This window comes from Dellaglioa sp. BT-FLS60 (genome assembly GCF_054941065.1).
The window spans coordinates 101,298-124,679 of sequence record NZ_JBSOLI010000031.1 but is presented as its reverse complement, the minus strand read 5'-3'; the positions used below and the strand labels follow the sequence as shown (position 1 = coordinate 124,679).

Sequence of the window (23,382 nt, the reverse complement as noted above, 5' to 3'; positions counted from 1 at the left end):
TATTGACAAAGTCGGTAGCTGATACTTTCTTAGATTACATGGATTTTGATTCACAAAAAATGAAAGAAATGTAGGAGGTATTATGATGGATAAAGCACAAATTGGTGTTATTGGAATGGCTGTCATGGGTAAGAATCTTGCCTTGAATGCTGAGAGTCGTGGCCGTACGGTAGCAATTTATAATAGAACGGGATCTAAAACTGAGCAGGTTATGAAAGATCACTCAGAGAAAAAATTAGTACCTAGCTATTCAATTAAAGATTTTGCGGATTCATTAGAAAAACCTAGAAGAATTATCATCATGGTAAAAGCTGGGAAACCAACTGATGCAGTTATTGCAGAATTATTACCATTCTTAGATAAGGGTGATGTTTTAATCGATGGTGGAAATACTTACTTCGAAGATACAGTGCGTCGTAACGCAGAATTAGATAATTCTGGGATTAACTTTATTGGAATGGGTGTTTCTGGTGGTGAAATTGGTGCCCTTGAAGGCCCATCAATGATGCCAGGTGGCCAAAAAGAGGCCTATGACCTCGTTGCGCCAATTCTTGAAGAGATGTCAGCTAAAGCTAAAGATGGGGCTCCATGTGTGACTTACATCGGTCCTAATGGTGCTGGACATTACGTTAAGATGGTTCATAACGGAATCGAATATGGTGATATGGAATTAATTTCAGAATCATATCATTTATTAAGAGAATTATTAGGACTTTCAGTGGAAGAAGTTGCTGATATTTTCTCTGACTGGAACAAAGGCGAATTAGACAGTTACTTAATCGAAATTACAGCAGATATCTTAACACGTAAAGATGATTTAGGGACTGATAAACCAATTGTTGATGTTATCCTAGACCGTGCTGGCAATAAAGGTACTGGTAAATGGTCATCACAAAGTGCCCTTGAATTAGGTGTTCCTCAATCTGTTATTTCTGAATCAGTTTACGCACGTTATATTTCAGCAATGAAAGAAGAACGTGTTGAAGCCAGCAAAGTCTTACCTAAACCTGAAGTTAAATTAGGCGAATTAGACAAAAAAGAATTAGTTGAAAAAATTCGTGAAGCCTTGTACTTTAGTAAAATCATGAGTTACGCTCAAGGATTTGAACAATTACGTGTGGCTTCAGAACATTATGAATGGGACTTGAATTTTGGTGATATGGCTAAGATTTGGCGTGCTGGATGTATTATCCGTGCTCGTTTCTTACAAAATATTACTGATGCATTTGATGAAAAAGCTGATTTAAATAATATCTTATTAGATGATTATTTCAAAGATATTGTTAAAAAATATCAAGAATCAGTTCGTGATATCGTTGGTATCGCCGTTAAAGCTGGTATTCCAGTTCCTGGATTTAGCGCAGCAATTACTTACTATGATCAATATCGTTCAGAAGTTTTACCTGCTAACTTAATCCAAGCACAACGTGATTACTTTGGTGCTCATACGTATGAACGTACTGACAAACCAGGTTCATTCCATTACACATGGTATAAAGAACAATAAATCATTAAATTGAAAAAGGCTATCTAACAGCATTGTTAATGTTGTTAGATAGCCTTTTTTTATTTTTCAGCTAATAATTTTTATTAATGAGTCCAAAAGGCAAGAAATTCTATGGCAATACCGACAATTAGTGATAGCAGTGTGAAATATTTGTAGTACACTAAAATGGCAATATATTCACGAATAAGGGCACTTGGTAGGAAGTAGAATGAAGTTGGTGCGCCAATGCCATCAGCGTTCAAACCAGCTTTTTTTGCATAAAGACTCGCTCTAAAGACGTGGTAGTTACTAGTTGAGAATAGAATTTTAGGAGCAGTGGTTGAAGTCCAATCTTCATTTATTTTTTGTTTTGAAAATTTCATATTTTCTAACGTAGTCGTAGATTTATCTTCTACAATAATATCTTTTTCGGGAATGTTGATACTTAATAAGTAATTTTTCATAGCTGCCCCCTCTGAGATGAGTTCGTCAGAGCCTTTACCACCACTAACGATAAATTTTAAGTGACCTTGTTGTTTGTTATAATAACCGACGGCTTTGTCAACGCGACTTTTTAGTAATGGGGTTACTTTACCATCTTTAACCCAAGCGCCTAAGACAACAATATAATCAACTTTAAAACTCTTAGGAATCATTTGGTAAATGAGTGAGTAGATTAGATAGCCAATGAATAAAGTACTGAAAAAAATATCAATTAATAGGAAAGTTGATAGGAGTGCGCGGGCAAATATTGGTAGGTTAGATGTAATTAAGATTAAAGTCACAAAAATAATTAGAAAATTATTCACGCCTAAGATTGATGATAATTTCCCAGTGAATCCTTTACCTTCCTTATGCGCTATAAAAAAGGTGTTAAAGACCATCCCGGGAATAACGACGAGGATGACTAGGAAAATGGCAATGAAGATACCAGATAAAATAATCTGCCAGTATAATAACGGAATATCATCCATATGATTAATGAGAACCTTTAAGCCAATTGCGAGCAAAGTCATGATTAAAGTGACAATGCTAATTGCAAATAAGGCGCCAATAAAAAAGTTGCGCCGATCTATCAGTAGTAATAATCCTAAAATAGCAATTACAATAAAAAGAATATACATAGTATTTACCTCACTTGTTTACAATTATCGTACCTGAAATAGCTAATTCAAGCAAATATAGTGTGACAAAAATGGATGAAGTGAATTCGGATAGTGACATAAAAAAACCTTACTAAAATTAATTAGTAAGGCTCTATTGTCTAAAACTTTCAATCATTAAGGTAACTTGCTTCTGACGAGTTTCATATTACCAGTATTTTCTCCCTCAGATGCCTTTCCTCTAATTGTATTTTTTTCATTGGATGATACGTTTATTTTAATTGCGCTACTTTCTAAATTGTCTGCGTTAATTTTAATATTTTTAGAATTAACGGTATAGGTGCCTTCTGCTTGTTCAGAACCATAAGAATCGTACAGATAAAATTCACCTTTTTTATCGAATTCAAAATAGCTAGATGAATCGGTATCTGGACTAACTTTCCAAGTTCCAACAATATTATTTTTAACATTTCCAGAAGCTATTACTAAATAAATAATGGTGATTAAAACAACAAGACTGATGGTACCAATAATTAGTTGCGTTTTAGTTACTTTAGCTAAGAGAGAATTATTGTTTTTATTCATATTTTCACTGTCCTTTGTTTACTAATTGGTTATACCCCTTCATTTAGTAGGGGATAGAGATAAACTTATTTTTCTACGGTTACTTTTGTATAGCCACTATTAGCTGATTTTAGAGCGGAGGTAGCCGCATCCAAGGATGTATAAGCTTGATTTGATAAGGATAATGTATCATTAGAAGATACATTTTTTAAATCTAATTTATTATTTGAAATATCTATGGAATCATAACCATAAATTTTATATGATGTTGTTTTTTGATTGTCATCAGTGAAAGTATTATTTTCATTAATCTTATAAATGACAGCTAATCTGTAACTTGAATGAGTCACGGAAGTAACAAAACTAGTAGAACGAATATTTGTAATATAACTAGTTAAACGTTTAATGATAAAAGTATCCGTACCTATATCTGGACTATCCTTGTCATCTTTGTTATCTGTTTTCGCAAGGGCATCTACTTGCGTAAGTGCAGCGGCAAGATTTTCGATATTTGAAAGTGATTTAAGCCCTGTAACAGTCACTTTTTTTGAATGAGATCCAGTAAATATTTTACCTTTTCCTCCTAAAGAATCAATATAATCAGGGTTTATTTTAACTTTAACGGTATCTCCGTTAGAAAGGTTGTACTTATTAACTGGCATTGACAATATGTCTGAACCATATTTAGCTGATTTTTCATGAATAGAGCCGGATCCATTGTATCCAGAAAAATTAAATGAAACGTTTTTTAGGATATCAGATATTGTTATTTTAGCTGATTTTTTAAGTCCTTTGACAGTAAATGTTTTTTTAGTTGATTTTATGGGAATATCCGTTGAATCAACGGTTACTGTCATTGTGACTTTATCCCCGTTAGAAAGATTTGATTCTTTGTTAAAGTCAACATCTACTGCTGAATCGTAAGAGTCTGCAAGATCTTCCTTTTGTTCAAAGGCAGGATCTGTTTCTAAAATATCTATTGCACTTGTATTATCTGAGAGAAGGATCTTTGTGTCCTTTTCTGATATTTTTGCTGCTTTGTAGGAAATTTCTTTGATTTTTTTATCTAATGCGTCACTTTTATAATTTAACGTGCCGTCACCGTCGTATCCTGAAAAAGTAACATCAGCAGTAGAAACTAAATTAGTAGGTCGTGTTGCGATAAAACTAAAAATAATAATTAATATGATAAGAATTGACGCACCAATAGATAGTGATTTTTTATGACCTTTTACAAATTTTTTTCCGTTAGTTATTTTGGATTCATTCTTTTTAAGCAAATCGTTCATATTTCTCCCTTTTATGGCATGAAGCTTAATAAGCTATACCACTCCCAATTTTTTTAATAATGATTTAAATTAAAACATTGCCCCTGCAGCAGCAATCCCACTTGCAATTGCTAAAATAACAAAAACATCAATAAAAGAAATGATAGTCCCGGCTATAGCAAATCCTTTTGGTGTTTTAAATAGACCAATAACAGAGAACAATGCCCCTAAAATCCACATAATCCAGCCGATTACAGGAATCCAGCCAAGAAAAAGTGTGATTAAAGCAATAACGAAACCTGCTGTTCCTAGTGGGTTCGTTTGGTTTGTTGATTGATTATTGATAACGATAGCTTCTCTGTGTTGTGGTACGTTGTTTTCTGTAGGTTGTTTATTATTATTTTCTGACATTATTTTTCCGCCTTTTTTAAGTTATTTTAGAGTTATTAATTTTTGAATAGTACTGTGAGTAACAGAATGGTTTAAGAACGATCACTTTCTTCCTCATTTTAAAATAGGTACAATAGTATAAATATAAAAGTACTTTATTAATTTTATTTCATAAAATCACTCCTAATTTTCTGTTAAAAAGGCTTATAAAACCTTTTTACATACTTAATAAGTATTATTATAGCAAAAATAGCTATTATAATCTTCTTTTATTGTAATTTTAGTTAATATAAAATCTTTAAGCTGATTGACTTTTCACTTATTGTAAAATATAAGGTTACGATTGGAGAAAAATCGATGTTTAAAAAAATAAGTCAATTGATTCATAACAAACGAAAGTATTTAAATTTAACAATAGAGCAGCTCGCTGAAAAGTCGAATGTGTCAATTAGTTTGATATCTAGAATTGAACGGGGTGATGTTGCTAATATTAGTATTAATAAATTAGCTGATATTGCACAGGCATTAGATTTAGAATTGATTGATTTTTTTAGTTATCCTCAGTTTTCAGATATTCCTACTGTAGAATTAATGCAGTATATGGGTTCGTTAACGGAAGAGAATCGTAAAGAATTTTCTAAGTCAATTTTAAAAATTATTAAATTATAAATCATAGTTATCAATAATAGCTTGTGCAATTTCTGCTAGGGTGGCATTGTATTTTCTGATTTTATATTCTTGTACGAGATCAATTTCAAGAACATCTGTTTTTAAAGTTAAGATGTTAAAGTATTTGAAATCAAGTCTATTATCAGTTAGGGTGTAAATGTAAAATTTTAAATCTTGTAGTACCTTTAGGTTGTTCATTAATAAATTAGATTCATGCATAAAATAAGGTTCCTCCTCAAAAAAAATAAGCTTTAACCAGTCGATCTAACTGGTTAAAGCTTATTTTAATCTAATATTAAATTATTTATAGACTTGTAATTAAGATGAATTAATTCTGCGTTAACATAAACTAAAGAATCATTTGAATTAATTTTAACATAGGTGTCAAGAGAAAGAATAAACTCAATTTTGAGTTTATTCTGGGTCAAATAGCAGCTGGCTAATTAACTGAATGGTTTTTTGATCATGTGCAAATAATGACACACTTCGGGTAAAAGTACTGTCTAATTGTTTCATTGATAGATTGGTCATCCCTTGGTCAACCTTATTAATAGCCAATGATTTTGGCAATATAGTGACATAATCTGAGTGAGATACTAGTGTAGTTGTTGACTCACTGTAATCAATTTCAGCAATAGCTGGTGGAACGATACCTAATTCTTGATAGATTTGTCTAATTCTTTGATGAATTGGACAGTATTTTGGATACATAAGAAGGTTTAAGTGACTTAAATTAGTAGCATTTAAAGTGGTTATATCTAATTTTTCAACTTCTTTATTATTTTTTGAATAGATTAAGTAATAGGGTTCTTTAAATAATGCTATTTCTTCGAAAGTACCAATTAAATCATTTCTAAAGGCTGAGTCAATTAGTATGACATCAAGGTTTCCGTCATTAAATGGAGCGATTAGTTCGAAAATTTTATTGGTAATTAGGGTTTCTTTAAAACTAGTAAATGACTTAATAAAGAATTTTTGATACATCGATGACGAGATACTATCAAGTGAGCCTAGTTTTATTTCATCTAAATGAACTGCTTCTGTGGAAATGGAATAATGAATATCTTCAAATTCTTTAATAATTTTTTTAGATCTTACATATAATTTTTGACCTACTGATGTGAGTTCCATACCTTTAGAACTTCTTATGAATAATTGTTCATCATAATAATCCTCTAGTTGTTTAATTTTTTTACTTATTGCTGGTTGGGTCATCATTAAGGCAGTGCTACTTTTATTAATACTCTTAAGCTCACTGACTTTTATCAGAATATAGAGAAGTTCAATATTAAACGAATTTTCATGTGGCATGGGTCTTCACTCCAGTCTGTTCTAGTTGGGGGTTATGCAAATAAGTTATAACTAAGTATTATAAATTGTTTATTCAAAAATACAAGATTGGATGTTAGATTTTAGATAAGCTGAAGGGGGATATTTATGTTAGAAATTAAGTCTAGTAAATTTTTAAACTAAAAATAGGGGGTATTAAATAATGTCAAAAAAATATATTTATGGGTTAATATTATGTTTAATTTCTGTTTTGTCTTGGGGTGGGATGTTTCCAATTATGGCACCAGCACTCCAGATTATGGATCCATTTTACTTTACTCTGTTACGTTATGGTAGTGTTGCACTTATTTTTGCAATCATTTTAGTTATTGTAGAAGGGCCTAAAGCTTTTAAGACAGAGGGGCATACCATTAAACTTTGGTTATTTGGGACATCTGCATTTGCTGGATTCAGTTTTCTAGTTTTTTTGGGTCAACAAATCGCAGGCCCCTCAGGTTCTATTATTGCATCTGTTATGATGGCAATTCAACCGTTATTAGGCGTTTTAGTTGGGTGGATATATCGTGGTGTAAAGCCTACAAAAATTTCTCTAATAGCAATGATTATTGCTGCAATAGGCGTTTTTATGGTCGTTACTAAGGGGCATATTAGCATTCTAGTATCAGGACATAATACACTTTTATCAGTCATTTTAATTTTATTAGGCGCTCTATGCTGGGTTATATATACTGCGGGTGGTGCCGATTTTCCCGAATGGTCCATTTTGAGATATTCAACTTTAACGGCTATTTTAGGCGTAATATCAGTCATTATCGTGTTAGTAATAGCGACTTTAATTGGGTGGTTAAAAATACCAACCTTTTCTCAAATTAGTGACGTTCAAAATGCACTATTGTATATGGTAACGTTGGCAGGCGTTGTTGCTGTATTTGCTTGGAATATGGGAAATCGAATTATTACACCTATTAATGGTATTTTGTTTATGAATTTAGTCCCAATTATATCATTTATGATAACTATTATTAATGGATACCAAGTTTCATTGTTTGAAATTGTTGGTTGTTTAATAACGATTAGTGCATTGATTGGTAATAATATTTATAATCGCTATTCTGCAAAAAAAGGTCATGTGATTAAATAATTAAATTTAGTCTATTTTTAAAAGATTAAAGTTCTTGCGGAGCAAGGGCTTTTTATTTTGTTTTAATTTTAAAATAACTATTTATTGACAGAAGAAGATGCGTATACTATGATATTGATTGAATGATACTATATGACGTATAATATAGTGGGAGGAATAAATATGGCAATTCAAATTAGTTCAGAATTACTTGATGGTTGTGTTTTATCAGCGCTAAGTGACCAAGATTACTATGGATATGCGCTTACGCAACTACTACAAGAAACTATTTCTGTGTCTGAATCGACATTGTACCCAGTATTACGTCGGTTGAAAAAGAATGATTGGGTGACAACGTACGATCAAGCTTACCAAGGACGTAATCGACGGTACTATCAATTAACGACTACAGGAAAGCAACAATTAATCGTAGTTCAAAACGATTGGAAACGGTATTCTCAATCGATTAATACATTATTAAAGGGGGAAACACCATCATGAACGATTACTTAGATGAATTTTCATCACTGCTTGTACAACTTGATGAAGAAGAGCGTCATTCAGTTATAGAATTTTACCGTGAATACCTACTAGATGCAGGCATAAATGAATATAAGGACTGTGTTACTGAACTGGGTATGCCGAAACAATTAGCGCGTAAAACGTTAGCGGATTATTCGATTCATTTTAATGAAAATTTAAACGCTGAATCGACTCACCGTCAAAAATCACGAGCGAACATTCGGACTATTTGGTTAGTCTTGTTAGCGTTATTGGCTGCTCCGACAACGATTCCAGTAATATTCGCCATTTTTGCGATTTTAGCGGTATTCGGGGTTATGATTTTTGCGTTTGTGATTACTGCTTTATGTCTGTTAGTTGCTATAGTTGGAACAACTGTCGTGATGATTATTGCTGGAATTTGGGTTATCAGTCATTCACTTTGGACTGGATTATTTTATATAGGATTCGGCATGACGTTGTTAGGACTAGGGTTAATTGTTATACCATTAATTATTTGGGTTATAACTTTAATGATTCAAGTAACTACTAATGCTGTTCAACGTTTATATTACCGATTTATTAAACGTAATCGTGCTGAAAAAGGGGGAGATTATCATGAAACGCAGCATTAAAATTGGTCTTATTTTATTAATCTTTGGGTTGATTCTAGTTGCTTTTGGGAGTGTTAATGATGGCATTAAACCAATTTACTGGCAGCATGGGTTTCATTCAGCTAAAAAATTAACAAAAACGTATTATCCTAAGCAAATAAAATCATTAACTTTAAGTTCAGATTTACCAGTTGAAGTACGAAATGGTGAAACGAGCCGTATTAAAGTTAATGCAACTCGCGAACAACCTAAGGTAACGATACATCAAGGTCATGTAACCATTAGCTCGCGTCATGCTGGTAGTAAATACACGATGGGAATTTCACCAGATAGGAGTAATAAAATTATTATTACGGTGCCTGAAAATAGAACTTTAGATCAAGTTCAAGCTATGTCACAACAGGGTGATTTACAATTAACCCATTTAAAGATAAAAAAAGTACAAATTAAAAGCCGAGGTGACGTTTACTTAGACCATTTAAAAACGTCAAAATTAATTGAAATAAATGCAATTGGAGATAGTCAATTAACTAATGTGACAGCACCACAAGTGACATTAGTTTCATCAGAGGGAGATTTAACGTTGCGGGAAAATCATTTCAAAAGTGGGTCTGTTATTACTAGTGATGGCGATATCTCTTTAGTGAATAACCAGCTTGAAGACCATTTTTTCGTTAAAACTAATGAGGGTGACATTGATGTTAGGGCTAATAAAAATAGCGGTGTCCATGCTACTTCTCGTGATGGTGATCTATCTATATTTGGTCGAAATATAGATGATTCTAATTATACGTATCAAGCGACAGCTAAAAGTACGTATCGGTTAATGACAAGTGATGGGGATATAGCAGTAACTGATTATTAAAAGAGGGAGTCTTGATAATGAGTAAAGAAGTGATTTCTATCAATCATATTTCAAAAGAAGTTTCTCTTAGTGATAACACCAAGATAACAATCCTTAAGGATATAAATTTACATGCTTATTCAAATGAATTTCTTAGTATTGTTGGACCTTCAGGTAGTGGGAAATCAACTCTTCTAAAATGTATGTCTGGGTTATTACAGCCAACTGAAGGATATGTAGAAATAAATGCTACCGATCCGTACAAGTTGTCACCATCACAAATGGCGAAGATGCGACGCCAAGAAATTGGATTTATTTTTCAGTCCTATAATCTTATACCTGCATTACCAGTAATGGAGAATATCGTTTTACCATTACGACTTGGACGGAAAAAAATTAACAGAAATGAAATCACCGATTTATTAAAAAAAATGAATTTCTTAGCAAGCCCTGATAGTTTTGTGACAAGTTTGTCGGGGGGAGAAAAGCAAAAGGTAGCAATTGCACGTGTTTTAGTAACAAACGCTAAGATAATTTTTGCGGATGAACCAACTGGTGCGGTCGATTCGGTTTCTAAAGAAATAATTTTTAAATTACTGAGGGAACTTGCCGATAATGGGGCATGCGTTGTCATGGTCACCCATGACATTGAAATGGCTGCTAGAACTGACCGAACTATAACTTTAAAAGACGGAATGGTTAAACAAATTTTTACTAAACCAAATGCTCAAACCTTATTAACAGCAATTGAGGAGGGGTAAATATTATGTTGAACATGACGTTCTGGCAATTCCGTTATTCTTGGCGCAAATGGTTAGGATCATTAGTTGTCTTTTTTTCTGCGGGATTAATATTAGGAGGCAGTTTCATTGGTATAAATTCGACAATACTTGAGCATTTAAATCATGGGACTTATAATCCATTAGTTATTTTTGTCTCTCCTATTATTTTTGGAGGTATCACCGTGATGTTAATCATAAACGGTGTTACGCGTTTATTAATTAACAGTTTCAGTAAAGATTATGAACTGTGGGCAATTCTTGGTGCAAATCCTAAACAACTTGCATTTTTAATTAGTGGACAGATGACTATTACTAGTATGATTGGGGCTATTTTTGGTTATTATCTATCGTTTCCACTAGTAATTAATTTATATTCTTGGATGCGTATGACACCTGGAATGGAAGAGTTGCCCGAGGTAAAAATGCACTTATCAGTACAATCTTTTTTAGCGACAATTTTATTGGTTGGCGTAATTTGTGGCATAATGAGTTTTTTTGATGCAAGAAAGATATTTGTAGGCAAGCAATCATTTGCACACGGGTTAAAGAAAGTGACCAAGTTTGGCGTAACTCCGGTAGCAATTATATTAAGTACGCTTAGTACTATTTGTTTGATTGCACTGTACTCGGTCTTCTTTATTACCCCGAACACCACTCGAATAATGTTTGGTGGGGAGAATAGTTCGTTAGAAAATGCCTATACACAGGCTTTTCTTGCTGTCACTTTTGTTGCAATTATCGCGTTTAGTTTATCTGCTTCAATCATATTACCCTTAGTTTTGACAACTATTTTTAAATTGTTTCCGCATAATCATTTAAAAACTGCTAATGTCGCATATTGGAATGTTCATAGTAATTCTGATTTTCTAAAATCAGTTGTTGTTCCTTTATTCATATTCTCAATACTCTCTTCTTTCTTTAGTTACTTAGCTGTTGATTTGGCCAATGTTTCAGCCAGCAAGAGTTTATCTGAGATTGTCGGAACACTTGCAATATTTCTAGGTGCACCATTTTTAGTTATTTTTGCAAATATTATTTCAATAGCAATTATCTCAAGCACTCAACGAAGTGAGAGTATTCAGTAATTTCAACTATTAGGATTTACTTTTAAAGATCTCTTGTTTGAAAAATATGCTGAGGCAGCTTTCTATGCGATTGTTATTTTTGTTTGTGGAACTTTTAATAATATATTTTTATTTGCTGCTATTTTAAATGCAGCACGGAATACGCATGTTTCTCCTGGCGATGGATGGTTATCGGTTACTTATTGGCCTGCAGCATGTGCAGTCATAGCGTTTATTTTTATTACTGCCGTAGATATTATGAATATTTATAGGATATCTACGAATAAACAATCAAATTAACCCTTTTTTATAATAATGAAGTGCCTTAAAGTAGTTAAACAAAAATAGTGATATATTAATTCATAGTATGCCGATTGTAGGTTTATTGATAGGTTCTTTGTCAACGGTTGTTGATGATAGAGCCTTTTTAATTTGGTTAAAAAGTGTTCGTTTTAAATTCTTAAAAGGCTATAAATACCTATATGAGTTACAGTGTATGCAAGGATATCATTTAATGGTAAAATAAGAAAAGTAAGATATTGGTTAAAAATCGTGTGTATACGAATGAGAAAATAAAAATAAACTAACAGGAGATCGTGAAAATATGAGTCGTATTCTAATAATTGAAGATGAAAAAAATTTAGCGCGCTTTGTGGAATTAGAATTACAGCATGAAGGGTTCGAAACTGAAGTCCATTTTGATGGACGTACAGGATTGGAAGCAGCTCTAAATGAAGATTGGGATTCAATTTTACTTGATTTAATGTTGCCTGAATTAAATGGACTTGAAGTTTGTCGTCGTGTGCGACAAGTTAAAAATACACCAATCATTATGATGACAGCTCGTGATTCTGTTATTGATCGTGTATCTGGGTTAGATCATGGTGCAGATGATTATATTGTTAAACCATTTGCGATTGAAGAATTATTGGCGCGTTTACGTGCATTGTTACGCCGTATTGATATTGAAGGTGAACAAAATATTGCGAAACAAACGACCGTTACTTACCGTGATTTAACAATTGAAAAAGAAAATCGTGTCGTTCGTCGTGATGAAGAAGTGATTGAATTAACTAAACGTGAATATGAATTACTTTTAGCTTTAATGGAAAGTGTCAACGTTGTTTTAGCTAGGGATGTTTTATTAGCTAAAGTCTGGGGCTATGAATCAGAAGTTGAAACGAACGTTGTAGATGTCTATATTCGATACTTACGAAACAAAATTGATCGTAGTGGTGAAGAAAGTTACATTCAAACCGTTAGAGGAACAGGATACGTAATGAGATCATGAGAAGAAAAATAACCCAGCATCCAAAAGAAGCAAGACGTATGTCGCTTAAATGGAAATGGGCATTAGGAACGGCAATGGGTGTTTTACTTATATTTGCCGTTTTTTCTTCGCTTATTTTTCAGAGTTTTAGTGGTGTTTTATTAGATAAAGAAAAAAAAGATGTGCAAGATACGTTAAGAACGGTGACACAACAATTAAGTCGTGAAAATCAAGAGTTAACAATTTCAAGTACTGCGCAACATTTGAAGCCAATAAATTCTAATGCTAGTTCTTCTAAAGATGAAAATAATTTATATTCGAATGCGGTAATTGTTAACTTATCACGAGAAAATGTTGCAGTTGGTGTCTATAATTTGAAGCAAGAAGAGGTTTTTGCTTCAAGAAATTTAAATGTGCCATTCGTTAAAATAAATAAAATGACATTCACTAGCCAAACCATTAATGGTGCAAGTGGTTATGTTGCCAGAAAGGCCATTTATTCATCTAAAACGGGTAAAAAAATTGGCTATGCACAAGTGACAAATGCGTTAGAGAACTATCATAAGATTAGTAATAAATTAATTTTAATTTTTATTGTTTTAATTATTACGGCAACTTTTGGTAGTGCCATTTTAGGCTATGTCTTAGCGTCTTGGTTACTTAGTCCCATTGATTTAGTGAATGAAACCATTGATCGCATTAATGCGGGTGATACACCGATTGGACATGTTCGTGTCCCAGACATGCATCGAAATGATGAGTTATCTGATTTAACGGACTTGTTTAATAGTATGCTGGATCGAATGGAACGCTATATTGATCAACAACAACAATTCGTTGAAGATGTTTCGCATGAATTAAGGACACCAGTTGCGATTATTCAAGGGCATATGGAATTATTAAACAGATGGGGGAAAGACGATCCGGCTGTTTTAGCCGAATCGATTGAAGCATCCCTCCAAGAAATTAATCGGATGAAGAGTTTAGTTCAAGAAATGTTAGACTTGTCACGAGCTGAACAAGTTGAAATGACATTTAAGAATGAACTTACCGATGTTCGTTTAGTTGTTTTACAGGTATTTAATGATTTCAAAATGATTCATCCAGATTTTACATTTATTTTGGATGAAGATTTCAGAGGAGAAAGCTTAGTAAAAATTTCACGAAATCATTTAGAACAAGTTTTAATTATCTTAATGGATAATGCGGTTAAATACTCAGAAACAAGAAAAGAAATTCATATCTCAGCTTCAAAAGATATGAAAATGGTTCGAATTGCTATTCAAGATTTCGGTGAAGGCATTTCTAAAAATAATTTGAAGAATGTCTTTAATCGTTTTTATCGTGTTGATAAAGCAAGAAGCCGTGATAAAGGTGGAAATGGGCTTGGATTATCAATTGCACAAAAATTAATTATGGGTTATAAAGGGACATTAGTCGTTGAGAGTGTTGAAAAACGTGGATCAATTTTCAGGATTTCATTACCCTTAATCGCAGAACAAATAAATGAAGAGACAAAAAAAGATTAAAACGTCATGTTTTAATCTTTTTTATTTATTTACGATTTTGTTTACCGGCATTACGATTACGATTATTTTTTGTAGCGTTTGACAAGTCATCTTCAACATTGTCAATTGTACGTTCAACGGTTTCTTCAACAGCATCAATTGTTTTATGTTCTCTAACGACGGGTGGGTTTTTAGCAAGTTCTGCTTGAATCTCACGACGAATTCTTGGACGCATTAACATAATAATAAACGTTTGGACACATGCAAAGATTCCACCGATAAAGAAGTAGAGACCAATCCCTGCTGGAGCGCTCAATGTAACAAATACCATCATTACTGGACTAGCAATTAACATTGTTTGCATGGTCTTTTTTTGTGCAGGTGGTAGACCAATTGTTGAGATGAACCCTTGCCCTAAGTACACAATGAAACACAAGATAGTAAAGACGATTGAAGGCGTACCTAATTTAATACCAAAGAATACAGCACCTTTTAATTCTGCAGAATAGCGAATAGCAGCATATAAAGCAGCAAAGATTGGCATTTGGATTAATAAGGGTAAACAACCAATCCCACCAGTCATGCTGACGTTGTTATCTTTGTAAAGTGCCATCATTGCTTGACTACTTGCTGCTTTTTCTTCTGGTGATTTAGCAGCCTTTTGACGGTCTTGAATCACTTTTAGTTGGGGTTGAATGGAACCCATTTTTTCTTGTTGAACGGTCGCTTTTTTCGATTGGTTAATCATCATTGGCATTAAAGCCATTCGAATGACGAATGAGATGACAATGATCGCAAGACCATAATTATTGCCTAAATGAGATGATAACCATTCAAGTAACCCTTGAGTTGGTTTTGCTAGGTAGTCGTAAACCATGCCGTAAGGGTTACCGCTTTTGTCCTGACGCACACATCCTGATAAAAATAGGACGATGGTCATAAATATTGGGAGCAGTGTTAAACGCTTAAGCTTTTTCATTAATTATTTCTCCTCTTATATGTGACTATATCGATTACTATACTTTAAATATAAGGGGATTTCAATCAGATATGGATAAATGGCGTTTAGTAAAGAACACTAAATTCTGTCGGCGCATAATTAGTTAAGGGGGTTTCTTTGTAATCAGTGACTTTACCGGCTGGTGTAGGTGATTTTTTAACTTTTTGAATAAATTTTTCTAATTGATTATTATCTGGACTACTTGCTTTAATTGTGACACTATCATCAAAATTATTTTGAACGGAGCCATAGATACCTAAATCATCAGCTAATCGTTTTGTTGTATATCTGAAGCCAACGCCTTGTACGCGGCCAAAAACTGTTATTTGAATGGCACTCATAAGATAATCCCTCCATATTTATAGAAATAAGTCATTGTTATTACTTCTAGTATAACTTGAAAATATAAGGACGACCAACTAATGGCATTTTAAATATGATATAATTATTTTTAATAGTAAGAGGGGTATCGTTATGGAAAAAATTAATTCAACACAGAACGCTAAAATTAAATACTGGAAAAAATTACAAACAAAAAAAGGTCGTAAAAAAGAAAATAAATATCTCTTGGAAGGCTGGCATCTTGTTAAGGAAGCTTTGATGGCACACGCAAAAATTGAGTATCTGCTTGTTACAGATGATTTCAGGTATTTTGATGAGATTACTGATATGTCAATTGAACAAGTAGAAATTTCATCTGAAGTCAGTTTGTATCTTGCTGATACAAGTACCCCACAAGGTATTTACGCAGTAACTGAAATGGAAGAAAATATAAAATTATCAGCTGATAATTTAGCTGGTGGTTGGTTAATGTTAGACGGTATCCAAGATCCTGGGAATATTGGGACAATGGTGAGAACTGCAGATGCTGCTGGATTAACGGGTGTTATTTTTGGTGAAGGTAGTGCAGATAGTCATCATCCTAAAGTTTTGCGTTCGATGCAAGGAAGTCAATTTCATGTTCAATTAGTGACTGCTGACTTAATGGAAGTTACGACATTATTTAAAGAAAATAATGTGCCAATTTATGGCTCTGAATTAAATGAAGAAGCACGTAGTTATCGCGAGATTACTGCTGTGGATAGTTTTGGGTTAATTATGGGTAATGAGGGTAACGGGATGCGCAATGATTTATTGAATGCAACGGATGCTAATCTTTATATTCCAATTAAGGGTCGTGCCGAATCACTTAATGTAGCTATTGCCGCTGGTGTATTGATGTTCCAACTCAAAGCTTAATTAATGTTGTATTAGGAAAGAGTATTACGATTTCCTAAAGATAACTGATTACGCTTGCATTGATTGTTTAATCAGTTATGATGAAGGTAGTTAAAAATGATTCTGGAGGCGCAGGGGTATATGAAAAAAGATTCGTATCTTGATGATGAATTATATATGAGTTATGTTGGCGATCTTTTGGCAAAACCAGAAGTTCAAAGGTTAAGTGAATATACACAACATCACTTTTCTACACGATTAGAGCACTCAATCTCAGTTTCTTACGATAGTTATCGTATCGCTAAAAAATTACATTTAAATGCAAAAGCAACAGCAAGAGCCGGATTACTACATGATTTATTTTATTATGATTGGCGGACAACAAAATTTGACCGCGGAACGCATGCTTGGATTCATCCTCGTATCGCTGTCAGAAATGCAGAGAAATTAACATCATTATCTGATTTAGAAAAAGATATTATTATTAAACATATGTGGGGTGCAACGGTTGCACCACCTAAATATCCAGAAGGTTACATTGTGACAATGGTTGATAAGTATGAAGCAACAAGTGAAGTTTCATCACCACTGAAAAATATGTCAAAGCTTGGCTTTCGAAAGTTGATTGCGGTTTTAAAATAATTTCTAAAAAGAATGGACCTTTGGGCCTATTTTTTTTGGTTAATCAAAAAAGTAAACCAAGTTTGTTTACTTTTTGTTAGTTAATGATAAAATAATAACAGTGATATATTGGAGGAGGGATAATATGCAAGTGATACAAGAGAAAACAAATTACGAAACGTGTCCAAGATTTGAAAAAACTTTTTCGATCTTAGGCAAAAAATGGAACGGTTTAATTATTGATGTTTTATTAGATGAAGGACCACAACGTTTTAAGGAATTAGCTCAAAAAGTTGATAAATGTAGTGACCGTGTATTGGTTGAACGTTTAAAAGAACTTGAAGATGCTAACGTTGTTGGAAGAGTTGCTATTGGTGAAACAAGCCGTAGTTTTTATGAACTAACTGAACAAGGTGAGGACATGAAGAATATGATGACTAGTGTTCACGAATGGTCAGAAAAATGGTATACATTGAAAGATTGTGAGTAAGACTTGACGGTAAGCCTCGTTACCTTTAAACTATGAATATAGAGTAAAGGCTTAGATAGAAACTAGTAGATATTTTTTTAAGATCCAAAGGGATGGTTAGCTAGACTGAAACTAATCAATAAATAAAAATATTGAATTCACTTCTGGAGCTGTTAATTTAACTTACGACGACATAATTAACCGGTTAATGGCCGTTATCATTTTGAGTGTTTGGGGTTATTTTAGCCTCAAAAACAAGGGTGGTACCGCGAGACCTCGTCCCTTTTAGGGATGGGGTCTTTTTGTGTCCAAAAATCTATCAAAAACAATTAAACGAAGGAGTCGATATTAATGGATTTAAAAGAGAAATTACTTGAACTGCAAGAAAAAGGCTTAAAACAAATTCGTGAATCAGAAGATTTAAAACAAATTAATGACATTCGCGTTAATTTACTTGGTAAAAAAGGACCTATTACGGAAGTTTTAAGAGGGATGAAAGATTTATCTGCTGAAGAACGTCCAAAGATTGGTAGCTTTTCTAATGCCATCAAAAATGAATTGGCTGAAGCAATTCATGCAAAAAATGAAGAATTAGAAATCAAAAAAACGGCTAAAAAGTTAGAAAAAGAAAAATTAGATGTCACCTTACCAGGTGCGCAAATCCAATTGGGTCAACCACATGTTATTATGCAAGTTATTGAAGAATTGGAAGACCTCTTTTTAGGTATGGGTTATCAAGTTGTTTCTGGTCCAGAAGTTGAAGAAGACCATTACAATTTTGAAATGTTGAATCTACCTGCTGATCATCCTGCTCGAGATATGCAAGATACATTTTATATTACAAAAGAATTGTTAATGAGAACGCAGACGTCACCTGTTCAAGCAAGAACAATGGAAACGCATGATTTTTCAAAGGGGCCTTTAAAAATGGTTTCACCGGGTAAAGTTTATCGACGTGATACAGATGATGCAACGCATTCGCATCAATTCCATCAATTTGAAGGCTTAGTAATTGATAAACATGTCACAATGGCTGATTTAAAAGGAACAATTGAATTAATCGCTAAAACAATTTTCGGAGAAGAACAAGAAATCCGTTTACGACCAAGTTACTTTCCATTTACTGAACCATCAGTTGAAGTTGATGTGACTTGTTTCAAATGTCAGGGTAAGGGTTGTTCAATCTGTAAATACACAGGCTGGTTAGAAGTTTTAGGTGCCGGAATGGTACATCCAAATGTTCTAAGAATGGCCGGTGTTGATCCAGAAGTTTATGGTGGGTTTGCCTTCGGTTTAGGGCCTGATCGTTTTGCAATGCTTAAATATAGTATCGACGATATCCGTAATTTCTACTTGAATGATAATCGTTTCTTGTCACAATTCGCGAAGAGAGGTTAGAGAAAAATGAAAGTATCTAAAAATTGGTTAAACGAATATTTAACATTAGACATTGCGCCTGATGTTATTGCTGAAAAAATTGCCCGTACGGCTGTTGAAATTGACAGTGTTAAACGTCCTTCTGAGGGACTTAAAAAAATTGTTGTTGGCTATGTTGATAGCTTAGTTCCTCATCCAGATTCTGATCACTTGAGTGTTTGTCAAGTCGATGTTGGCGAAGATGACCTCAGTCAAATTGTCTGTGGTGCACCCAATATTGCTGCAGGTCAAAAAGTTATTGTTGCACTACCAAATTCTAGAATTGCTGATAATGTCAAAATTAAGCGTGGTAAGATGCGTGGACAAGCTTCAGAAGGAATGATTTGTGCCTTACAAGAAATCGGATTTTCTGAAAGTGTTGTTCCTAAAGAATTTGTTGAAGGTATTTATGTGATGCCAGAAGATGCTATTCCTGGCGAACCTGTTTTTGATTATTTAGGGATGAATGACGATATTATTGATATTGATGTAACACCAAATCGTGCTGATATGTTAAGTATGCGTGGTGTCGCTCACGAATTATCAGCTGATTATGATGTTCCAGCAATATTTAAGCATCCAGATTTGAAAGAAACGTCTGATGAAAAAACAGAAGACTACATTTCTTTGGCTTTGCCTGATAAGACCTTAGCGCCAACTTATTCTATGCGTATAATTAAAGATTTAACTGTTAAACCAAGCCCAATGTGGTTACAAATTCGCCTTTGGAATGCTGGTGTTAGACCAATTAATAACGTTGTTGATGTCACTAATTATATGTTGATGGATTACGGTCAGCCTTTGCATGCCTTTGATTATAATAAATTAGGTAGTAAAGATATTTTAGTAAGAACAGCTAATGCCGGTGAAAAAATAACGACACTTGATAGTGAAAAACGTGAATTGAAAGATTCAGATATCGTTATCACAAATGGTAAAGCACCCATCGCTATCGCTGGAACAATGGGTGGCGAATCAACACAAATCACCAATGAAACGGTAACCGTTGCGCTTGAATCTGCAGTATTCAATAACTCAATGGTTAGAAAAACAGCACGCTCACAAGGTATTCATAGTGAAGCTTCAATGCGATTTGAACGTGGTATTAACGTAGGGACCGTTCAAGAGTCTCTAGATGCTGCGGCTGATTTAATTGCTGAGTTAGGTGATGGAACGGTTCTTACTGGGACAGTTAGTGCAAGCAAATTAGAAGCAGAATCAACTTTTGTGGATACGACAGTTGCACATATTAATAATGTACTTGGAACTGAATTATCAGAAGAAAAAATTGTTAAATTATTTGAACAATTAGGATTTACTGTGATAAATCGAGATAACACTTTAACTGTTGAAATTCCTGCAAGACGTTGGGATATTAGTATTGAAGCAGATTTAGTTGAAGAGATTGCACGTATTTATGGATACGACAATATTCCGTCAACATTGCCCACAGGTGAAATGACACCTGGTAAATATACGTATAAACAAAAAATGATTCGACAAGCGCGTCATATTTTGGAATCAGCTGGTTTATCTGAGGCAGTTAGTTATGGGTTAACAACAGAAGACAAAGCGGCTAAATTTGTTTTTGAAGAAAAAGATGTTTTTACAACTAATTTGATGTTCCCAATGAGTTCAGAACGCACAACTACAAGAATGAATTTAATTAGTGGACTATTAGACGATTTAAGCTACAATGAAGCACGTAAATCTGATAATATTGCCTTTTATGAACAAGGCAGAGTCTTTTTCCGTAGTGAGGGTGAGGACAGACCTGTTGAAATTGAACATATTGCTGGTGCAATGACAGGCTTATTCAAACTTGCTAATTGGCAAAGTGAGAAACAACCCGTTGATTTTTTCATGATTAAAGGGGTTGTTGAGCAGTTATTAACACAATTACAATTGGCAGATGATGTTAGCTATGTCGCTTCTGAAGGTCATGAAGATATGCATCCAGGACGTACAGCTGATGTTTATTTGAAAGATGAATTAATTGGATTTGTTGGACAAGTTCATCCTAATACAGCTAAAGAATTTAATTTAAAGGAAACTTATGTTTTCGAATTGGATCTTCAAAAATTAGTTGATGCAGTCAAAGAAGAACGTTTATTTGCAGCTATTTCTAAATTCCCATCAGTGACTCGTGATGTAGCGCTAGTCGTTGCTAATGACGTCGCTAACAGTGATATCGAGACACTTATCAAAGAAAAGGGCGGTAAGTCTTTAAGTGATATTCATCTATTTGACCTTTACCAAGGCTCTCATATTGAAAAAGGGATGAAATCTTTGGCTTATACGTTAACTTATCAAGATGTGACAAAAACTTTAATTGAAGAAGATGTGACAAAAGATTTTGACCGTGTTATCGAAGCTTTAAAAGAAACATTCAGAGCTGATATTCGATAAGCGAGGACGCACAATAACGTAGTCGTTATTTAGCGTAAGGAGGTCAAATAATGAAAAATGAAGAAACATCTCCAGAATTACCGCCAGAGAATAATAAAAATCAGGCTCATAGGATTATCGCTGGCGTTATTACATTATTGTGTGTATTGTTACTGACGATAATGTTTGTGACGTATCGGTATATTAAAGCATCCTTAGATCCATTGGATAAAAATAATAACACAATTGAGCAAGTTTATATTCCCATTGGTTCAAATACAAAACAAATTGGGACTATTTTAGAAAAAAATAAAATCATTAAGAGTGGCACCGTTTATACGTATTATGTAAAACAAAAAAAAGTTTCAAAATTTAAGGGTGGCTATTATCAACTTAAAGCATCCATGAGTTTAGATAAAATTGCTTGGACGCTTCAGCAAGGTGGAAGTAGTGAGCCAATTCAAAATACGTTAGCAAAAGTTTTAGTTAGTGAGGGAACAACGGTTAATGAAATCGGTAAGGCTATCGCTAAAAAGACTAACTTTTCATATGATGATTTTATGAAATTAATGAAAAATAAAACATTTTTAACTTATTTAGATAAAAAATATCCGGGGCTGCTAGATTCTTCTATGGCATCCAATAATGTAAAATATCATTTGGAAGGGTATCTGTTCCCGGCAACCTATACAGTTTATAAAAAAACAACGTTAAAAGATCTTGTTGAGCAAATGGTTGTGAAGTCAAATAATGAATTGTCGCCTTATTATGCAACGATTAAAAAGCAAAAACTGACAGTTCAAAAGGTGATAACACTTTCGTCATTGGTTGAAAAAGAGACCGTAAATCATGCGGATCGTCAAAAAATTGCAGGTGTTTATTTTAACCGAATTGCAGCGGAAATACCGTTACAATCTGATATTTCGGTTAGTTACGCTTTAAATACACCTCAAAAAGACTTGACATCAGCTGATTATTACGTTGATAAACCATATAACTTGTATGTTTATAAGGGATTTGGACCTGGGCCATTTAATAATGCTAGCTTAGATTCCATTCAGGCTGTTTTGAAGCCACTGGATATGAAAAAGCATAATATCTATTTCATTTTAAATTCAAATTCTAAAAAAATAGAGTATTCTAAGACGTATGAGTATTATCAAGCATTTTCACCTACAACTCAAACAGATAACAGTTATGCGCAATAATCTGCGTAACCGGTTTACAATCACAATATTAAATGTTAATCTGGTAGGCATATTGAACTTATCAATTTTAAAAGGAGCAAGTAATGGCAGAAGATAAAGTATATCCAATGACCCTAGATGGTAAAAGTAAACTTGAAGAAGAACTTGAAACATTAAAAACAAAAACGCGTGCAGAAATTATTAAACGAATTAAAATTGCGCGTAGTTATGGTGATTTATCAGAAAATTCAGAATATGAATCAGCTAAAGATGAACAAAGCTTTGTTGAAGGCCGTGTTAAAACGATTGAGCATATGCTTCATTATGCTGAAATCATTGATAATGCTGGTGTTGATGACGATGAAGTTTCTGTTGGCAAGACAGTTTCATTCATGGAACCTGGTGAAGAAGCAGAAACGTATACAATTGTTGGGGCAGCAGAAGCTGATCCAATGTCTGGTAAAATTTCTAATGAAGCACCAATTGCAAAAGGATTAATTGGTCATAAACTAAATGAAACAGTTACAATCCAAACACCAAATGGTAGTTTTGAGGTTAAAATTACAGCTGTTACAGATAATTTATAAGCGTTAAAGATAAATAAAAGGGA

The 23,382-nt window shown here is 33.5% G+C and carries 26 protein-coding genes and 1 other annotated feature; of the genes, 18 read left to right on the top strand and 8 right to left on the bottom strand.

The window, feature by feature from the left end:
* Window positions 1-85: 85 nt before the first annotated feature.
* Window positions 86-1,507, top strand: coding sequence for an NADP-dependent phosphogluconate dehydrogenase (gene gndA, locus ACVQ8P_RS03995; RefSeq protein ID WP_462297659.1), 1,422 nt, complete (start codon window positions 86-88; stop codon window positions 1,505-1,507).
* Between the two features lie 83 nt (window positions 1,508-1,590).
* On the opposite strand, the gene ACVQ8P_RS03990 is transcribed toward gndA, so the two are convergent.
* From ACVQ8P_RS03990 to ACVQ8P_RS03975, 4 genes are all read right to left on the bottom strand, one after another.
* Window positions 1,591-2,610: a YdcF family protein gene (locus ACVQ8P_RS03990; protein WP_462297657.1), complete on the bottom strand. Its 1,020-nt coding sequence runs from the start codon at window positions 2,608-2,610 to the stop codon at window positions 1,591-1,593.
* Window positions 2,611-2,766: 156 nt separating this feature from the next.
* A complete protein-coding gene (locus tag ACVQ8P_RS03985; protein ID WP_462297656.1) occupies window positions 2,767-3,174 on the bottom strand; it encodes a hypothetical protein in 408 nt (135 codons plus the stop codon).
* Between the two features lie 65 nt (window positions 3,175-3,239).
* A complete protein-coding gene (locus tag ACVQ8P_RS03980; protein WP_462297654.1) occupies window positions 3,240-4,442 on the bottom strand; it encodes a hypothetical protein in 1,203 nt (400 codons plus the stop codon).
* 69 nt (window positions 4,443-4,511) lie between these two features.
* Complete coding sequence (locus ACVQ8P_RS03975) at window positions 4,512-4,832, bottom strand: hypothetical protein (RefSeq protein WP_462297653.1); 321 nt, start codon at window positions 4,830-4,832, stop codon at window positions 4,512-4,514.
* Window positions 4,833-5,168: 336 nt separating this feature from the next.
* Between ACVQ8P_RS03975 and ACVQ8P_RS03970 the strand changes: the two genes are divergently transcribed.
* A complete protein-coding gene (locus tag ACVQ8P_RS03970) occupies window positions 5,169-5,480 on the top strand; it encodes a helix-turn-helix domain-containing protein (protein ID WP_462297652.1) in 312 nt (103 codons plus the stop codon).
* Here ACVQ8P_RS03970 and ACVQ8P_RS03965 read toward each other — a convergent pair.
* Together ACVQ8P_RS03965 and ACVQ8P_RS03960 are read right to left on the bottom strand one after the other, a co-directional pair.
* Window positions 5,475-5,699: a hypothetical protein gene (locus ACVQ8P_RS03965; RefSeq protein ID WP_462297650.1), complete on the bottom strand. Its 225-nt coding sequence runs from the start codon at window positions 5,697-5,699 to the stop codon at window positions 5,475-5,477. The two genes, ACVQ8P_RS03970 and ACVQ8P_RS03965, sit on opposite strands and share 6 nt — an antisense overlap.
* Before the next feature lie 195 nt (window positions 5,700-5,894).
* A complete protein-coding gene (locus ACVQ8P_RS03960) occupies window positions 5,895-6,791 on the bottom strand; it encodes a LysR family transcriptional regulator (protein WP_462297649.1) in 897 nt (298 codons plus the stop codon).
* 181 nt (window positions 6,792-6,972) lie between these two features.
* Here ACVQ8P_RS03960 and ACVQ8P_RS03955 point away from each other — a divergent pair, with 181 nt between their 5' ends.
* The 9 genes from ACVQ8P_RS03955 to ACVQ8P_RS03915 all read left to right on the top strand — a co-directional run bounded on the left by ACVQ8P_RS03955 (window position 6,973) and on the right by ACVQ8P_RS03915 (window position 14,494).
* On the top strand, window positions 6,973-7,911 hold the full coding sequence (locus ACVQ8P_RS03955; RefSeq protein ID WP_462297648.1) for a DMT family transporter: 939 nt from the start codon (window positions 6,973-6,975) through the stop codon (window positions 7,909-7,911).
* Window positions 7,912-8,073: 162 nt separating this feature from the next.
* A complete protein-coding gene (locus ACVQ8P_RS03950; RefSeq protein WP_462297646.1) occupies window positions 8,074-8,391 on the top strand; it encodes a PadR family transcriptional regulator in 318 nt (105 codons plus the stop codon).
* Complete coding sequence (locus tag ACVQ8P_RS03945; protein ID WP_462297644.1) at window positions 8,388-9,026, top strand: DUF1700 domain-containing protein; 639 nt, start codon at window positions 8,388-8,390, stop codon at window positions 9,024-9,026. The genes ACVQ8P_RS03950 and ACVQ8P_RS03945 overlap by 4 nt, the downstream gene beginning before the upstream one ends.
* Complete coding sequence (locus tag ACVQ8P_RS03940; RefSeq protein WP_462297642.1) at window positions 9,010-9,870, top strand: DUF4097 family beta strand repeat-containing protein; 861 nt, start codon at window positions 9,010-9,012, stop codon at window positions 9,868-9,870. The genes ACVQ8P_RS03945 and ACVQ8P_RS03940 overlap by 17 nt, the downstream gene beginning before the upstream one ends.
* Before the next feature lie 17 nt (window positions 9,871-9,887).
* On the top strand, window positions 9,888-10,610 hold the full coding sequence (locus tag ACVQ8P_RS03935) for an ABC transporter ATP-binding protein (protein WP_462297641.1): 723 nt from the start codon (window positions 9,888-9,890) through the stop codon (window positions 10,608-10,610).
* A gap of 5 nt (window positions 10,611-10,615) precedes the next feature.
* A complete protein-coding gene (locus ACVQ8P_RS03930; protein ID WP_462297639.1) occupies window positions 10,616-11,716 on the top strand; it encodes an FtsX-like permease family protein in 1,101 nt (366 codons plus the stop codon).
* A gap of 33 nt (window positions 11,717-11,749) precedes the next feature.
* Window positions 11,750-11,995, top strand: coding sequence for a hypothetical protein (locus ACVQ8P_RS03925; RefSeq protein ID WP_462297637.1), 246 nt, complete (start codon window positions 11,750-11,752; stop codon window positions 11,993-11,995).
* Between the two features lie 304 nt (window positions 11,996-12,299).
* Window positions 12,300-12,986, top strand: a complete 687-nt coding sequence (locus ACVQ8P_RS03920; protein WP_462297636.1) for a response regulator transcription factor — start codon at window positions 12,300-12,302, stop codon at window positions 12,984-12,986.
* A 38-nt stretch (window positions 12,987-13,024) separates the two neighbouring features.
* Entirely contained in the window at window positions 13,025-14,494 is a 1,470-nt protein-coding gene (locus ACVQ8P_RS03915; RefSeq protein WP_462297634.1) for a HAMP domain-containing sensor histidine kinase, read from the top strand.
* A 25-nt stretch (window positions 14,495-14,519) separates the two neighbouring features.
* On the opposite strand, the gene yidC is transcribed toward ACVQ8P_RS03915, so the two are convergent.
* Entirely contained in the window at window positions 14,520-15,452 is a 933-nt protein-coding gene (gene yidC, locus ACVQ8P_RS03910; RefSeq protein WP_462297633.1) for a membrane protein insertase YidC, read from the bottom strand.
* 86 nt (window positions 15,453-15,538) lie between these two features.
* Window positions 15,539-15,814 carry an acylphosphatase gene (locus ACVQ8P_RS03905; protein ID WP_462297632.1) on the bottom strand — a complete coding sequence of 92 codons (276 nt, stop codon included), beginning with the start codon at window positions 15,812-15,814 and terminating at the stop codon, window positions 15,539-15,541.
* A 133-nt stretch (window positions 15,815-15,947) separates the two neighbouring features.
* On the opposite strand from ACVQ8P_RS03905, the gene ACVQ8P_RS03900 reads away from it, so the two are divergent.
* From ACVQ8P_RS03900 to greA, 7 genes are all read left to right on the top strand, one after another.
* The gene (locus tag ACVQ8P_RS03900; protein WP_462297630.1) at window positions 15,948-16,712 is read left to right on the top strand and encodes a TrmH family RNA methyltransferase; all 765 of its coding nucleotides are present in this window, start codon (window positions 15,948-15,950) and stop codon (window positions 16,710-16,712) included.
* A 120-nt stretch (window positions 16,713-16,832) separates the two neighbouring features.
* Window positions 16,833-17,333: an HD domain-containing protein gene (locus ACVQ8P_RS03895; protein ID WP_462297629.1), complete on the top strand. Its 501-nt coding sequence runs from the start codon at window positions 16,833-16,835 to the stop codon at window positions 17,331-17,333.
* A 124-nt stretch (window positions 17,334-17,457) separates the two neighbouring features.
* Window positions 17,458-17,802 (top strand): winged helix-turn-helix transcriptional regulator, encoded by a 345-nt coding sequence (locus tag ACVQ8P_RS03890; protein ID WP_462297627.1) that lies wholly within the window; start codon window positions 17,458-17,460, stop codon window positions 17,800-17,802.
* Between the two features lie 43 nt (window positions 17,803-17,845).
* Window positions 17,846-18,068 (top strand) — a binding site (T-box leader).
* Between the two features lie 64 nt (window positions 18,069-18,132).
* A complete protein-coding gene (gene pheS / locus ACVQ8P_RS03885) occupies window positions 18,133-19,179 on the top strand; it encodes a phenylalanine--tRNA ligase subunit alpha (RefSeq protein ID WP_462297625.1) in 1,047 nt (348 codons plus the stop codon).
* Between the two features lie 6 nt (window positions 19,180-19,185).
* Entirely contained in the window at window positions 19,186-21,606 is a 2,421-nt protein-coding gene (pheT, locus tag ACVQ8P_RS03880) for a phenylalanine--tRNA ligase subunit beta (RefSeq protein WP_462297624.1), read from the top strand.
* A gap of 50 nt (window positions 21,607-21,656) precedes the next feature.
* Window positions 21,657-22,793, top strand: a complete 1,137-nt coding sequence (gene mltG, locus ACVQ8P_RS03875) for an endolytic transglycosylase MltG (protein WP_462297623.1) — start codon at window positions 21,657-21,659, stop codon at window positions 22,791-22,793.
* A gap of 83 nt (window positions 22,794-22,876) precedes the next feature.
* Window positions 22,877-23,359, top strand: coding sequence for a transcription elongation factor GreA (greA, locus tag ACVQ8P_RS03870; RefSeq protein WP_462297621.1), 483 nt, complete (start codon window positions 22,877-22,879; stop codon window positions 23,357-23,359).
* Window positions 23,360-23,382: the final 23 nt, after the last annotated feature.